Annotated in this window: 2 protein-coding genes and 1 pseudogene; 2 read left to right on the forward strand and 1 reads right to left on the reverse strand. The window is 73.1% G+C overall.

From position 1 onward, the window contains the following. Nucleotides 1–1,038, reverse strand: a 1,038-nt coding sequence (locus ACFW2E_RS34795) for a GlxA family transcriptional regulator (RefSeq protein WP_384472323.1), incomplete at its 3' end; no start/stop codon positions are given. Between the two features lie 159 nt (nucleotides 1,039–1,197). Here ACFW2E_RS34795 and ACFW2E_RS34800 point away from each other — a divergent pair. Then, a complete protein-coding gene (locus tag ACFW2E_RS34800) occupies nucleotides 1,198–3,597 on the forward strand; it encodes a Tex family protein (RefSeq protein WP_384472326.1) in 2,400 nt (799 codons plus the stop codon). Nucleotides 3,598–3,682: 85 nt separating this feature from the next. Continuing rightward, nucleotides 3,683–3,992: pseudogene (locus ACFW2E_RS34805) on the forward strand (DUF664 domain-containing protein); the annotation flags it as partial.

Here is a 3,992-nt window from a genome sequence, read left to right on the forward strand (position 1 = left end):
CCCGCGGGGGCCCCGGCGGGGGCGGGGGGCCGGGGGGGGCGGGGGGGGGGGGGGCGGCCCGCGGGGGGGGGGGGGCGCCCCCCCCCGGCCCCCGGGACGGAAGCGGCGCCGGTATTCGGCCGGGGCCGAGCCGAGCGTCCTGACGAACGCGCGCCGCATGGCCTCGGGCGTGCCGTAGCCGCTGGCGCGGGAGATCTCCTCGATGCCGTCGGCCGTGTCCTCCAGGAGCCGGCGGGCGTGTTCGAGGCGGACCAGGTCGACGTAGCGGCCGGGGGTCGTGCCGGTCTCGGCCTGGAAGGACCGGGCGAAGTGGCGGGGCGAGAGCCGGGCGCGGGCGGCGAGCGACTCGACGCTCAGGTCGTCGTCCGGATGCTCGGTGATCCACTGCTGGACCTCGCGCAGCGGCTCGCGCCGTGCGGTCTGCGCGGCGAGCTGGACGCTGAACTGTGCCTGGTTGCCGGGCCGGCGCAGGAAGACCACCAGGTGGCGGGCGATGGCGAGGGCGGTGTCCCGGCCGAGGTCCTCCTCGACCAGGGCGAGCGCGAGGTCGATGCCGGAGGTGACGCCGGCCGACGTGGCGACGTTTCCGTCCCGCACGTAGATGGGCTCGGGGTCGACCTCGACGGCCGGGTGGTCCCGGGCGAGCCTGTCGCAGTACGCCCAGTGGGTGGTGGCCCGGCGGCCGTCCAGCAGACCGGCCGCGGCGAGCAGGACCGCCCCGGTGCACACGGAGACCAGCCGCTCGGCGCGCGGACCGTGCCCGCGCAGCCAGTCGGTCAGCCGCGGGTCGGGGCGGCGGGTGCCGTGCCCGCCGGGAACGAGCAGCGTGTGCGGGTCGCACGCGTCCGCCAGCGCCTGGTCCGGTACGACGGTGAGCCCGCTGGAGCTGCGTACGGGACCGCCGTCCAGGGAGGCCGTACGGAGGCGGTAGCTGCCCCGTGTGTGCTGCTCGGCTCCGGCGAAGACCTCCAGCGGGCCGGTGACGTCGAGGCTCTGGACGCCGTCGAAGAGGACGACGAGAACGGTTCGTTGCGCCATGGATCCGATTCTTGGCGTGACGGCCCATGGCCGCAACGACGGATTCCCCACCTTTTCTGCCACGACGATCCCGCGACGTGCGGGCGCCCTGCTGCCTGGTTGTCGGTCCCGCCTGCCACAATTGCCGCGCAACCTCAGTTGAGAAGGCGGTACGGCATCGTGACGACACCCGGGTCCCTCGCAGCAGGGTCCATCGAAGGCAGGATCGCCGAAGAGCTCGGCGTACGGGAGCGGCAGGTCAAGGCTGCCGTGGAGCTGCTCGACGGCGGTTCGACGGTGCCCTTCATCGCCCGCTACCGCAAGGAAGCGACCGAGATGCTCGACGACGCGCAGCTGCGCACGATCGAGGAGCGGCTGCGCTATCTGCGGGAGCTGGAGGAGCGCCGGACGGCGATCCTGGAGTCGGTGCGCGAGCAGGGCAAGCTCACCGAGGAGCTGGAGGCGCAGATCCGGGGTGCGGAGACCAAGGCGCGCCTCGAGGACATCTACCTGCCCTACAAGCCGAAGCGGCGGACGAAGGCGCAGATCGCGCGCGAGGCGGGCCTGGAGCCGCTGGCCGCGGGCCTGCTCGGGGACCCGACGGTAGAGCCGCTCGCGGCCGCAGCCGCGTTCGTGGACGCCGACAAGGGCGTCGCCGATCCGCAGGCCGCCCTGGACGGCGCGCGGGCCATCCTGACCGAGCGGTTCTCGGAGGACGCCGACCTGATCGGCGAGCTGCGCGAGCGCATGTGGGTGCGCGGACGGCTGGCCGCGAAGGTGCGGGAGGGCAAGGAGGAGGCGGGCGCCAAGTTCGCCGACTACTTCGACTTCACCGAACCGTTCACCGAGCTGCCCTCGCACCGCATCCTCGCCATGCTGCGCGGCGAGAAGGAGGAGGTCCTGGACCTCGTCCTGGAGCCGGAGGAGCCGACGGACGGTCCTTCCTCGTACGAGGGAATCGTCGCGGGGAGGTTCGGGATCGCCGACCGCGGCCGCCCCGCCGACAAGTGGCTGACGGACACGGTCCGCTGGGCCTGGCGCACCCGCCTCCTCGTGCACCTCGGCATCGACCTCAGGCTGCGTCTGCGCACGGCCGCCGAGGACGAGGCGGTCGACGTCTTCGCCGCGAACCTCCGCGACCTGCTGCTCGCCGCCCCGGCGGGCACGCGCGCGACGCTCGGCCTCGACCCCGGCTTCCGTACGGGCGTGAAGGTGGCCGTGGTCGACGCGACCGGCAAGGTCGTCGCCACCGACGTCATCTACCCGCACGTCCCGGCCAACAAGTGGGACGAGGCCCTGGCGAAGCTGGCCCGGCTGGCCGGGGAGCACGCGGTCGAGCTGATCGCGATCGGCAACGGCACGGCGTCCCGGGAGACCGACAAGCTCGCCGGTGAGCTGATCACGAAGCACCCGGAGCTGAAGCTCACCAAGGTCATGGTGTCCGAGGCGGGCGCGTCCGTGTACTCGGCGTCGGCGTTCGCCTCGCAGGAGCTGCCGGACATGGACGTGTCGCTGCGCGGCGCGGTCTCCATCGCGCGCCGCCTTCAGGACCCGCTGGCCGAGCTGGTGAAGATCGACCCGAAGTCGATCGGGGTGGGCCAGTACCAGCACGACCTGTCCGAGGTGAAGCTGTCGCGCTCGCTCGACGCGGTGGTGGAGGACTGTGTGAACGGCGTGGGCGTGGACGTGAACACCGCCTCCGCGCCGCTGCTCGCCCGGGTCTCCGGCATCACCTCGGGTCTCGCGGAGAACATCGTGGCCCACCGGGACGCCAACGGCCCGTTCACCTCACGGTCGCAGCTGAAGAACGTGGCGCGGCTGGGCCCGAAGGCGTACGAGCAGTGCGCGGGCTTCCTGCGGATCCGCGGCGGCGACCCGCTGGACGCCTCCAGCGTGCACCCGGAGGCGTACCCGGTCGTCCGGCGCATGGTGAAGACCTCCGGCCAGGAGGTGGCCGCCCTCATCGGCAACACGTCGGTGCTGCGGTCGCTGCGGCCGTCGGAGTTCGTGGACGACACGTTCGGTCTGCCGACCGTCACCGACATCCTCAAGGAGCTGGAGAAGCCGGGCCGCGACCCGCGTCCGGCGTTCAAGACCGCGACCTTCAAGGAGGGCGTGGAGAAGATCTCCGACCTGTCCTCCGGCATGGTCCTGGAGGGCGTGGTCACGAACGTGGCCGCCTTCGGGGCGTTCGTGGACGTGGGTGTCCACCAGGACGGTCTGGTCCATGTGTCCGCGATGTCGAAGACGTTCGTCAAGGACCCGCGTGACGTCGTCAAGCCGGGTGACATCGTCAAGGTGAAGGTCCTCGACGTGGACATCCCGCGCAAGCGGATCGCCCTGACGCTGCGGCTGGACGACGAGGCCGCCGCGCAGGGACAGCAGCAGCGCGGTGGAGGCGGGCGGCCGCCCCAGCAGCGCGGCCGGCGGTCCGGACAGCAGCAGCGCCAGGGACAGGGGCAGGGGCAGGGCCGCGGCGGAGACCGCGGCGCGCGCCAGGCGCCTGCCCCGGCCAACAGCGCGATGGCCGACGCACTGCGTCGCGCGGGTCTGCTCGACCCGAAGAACGGGCGCCGCTGAGCCGACGCGGGGGCCCGGAGCGTCCGGGCCCCCCCCGGCCGGAAAACTCGTGGGCAAGGATCGGCCGGCCGGGAGACTGGTCCGCATGACCCGACCGGACCCCAGGACGGACCTCCAGGTGTATCTGCGGGACGCCCGCGACGTGCTGCTGTGGAAGCTGGAAGGCCTGTCCGAGTACGACATCCGCCGCCCCATGACCCCCACCGGCACGAATCTGCTGGGGCTGGTCAAGCACCTGGCCGGAGCCGAGGCGCTGTACTTCGGCGCGGCCTACGGACGGCCGTTCGCCGGCACACCGTTGTGGATCACCGGCGACACGGCGCCCTCCCCCCTCCGGGGGGCGGGGGCGGGGTAGGAACCGGAGCGGACGCGGGGGCGGGTCGCGCGGGTGGGTG

The organism is Streptomyces sp. NPDC058964 (genome assembly GCF_042741275.1).
Classification (GTDB): domain Bacteria; phylum Actinomycetota; class Actinomycetes; order Streptomycetales; family Streptomycetaceae; genus Streptomyces.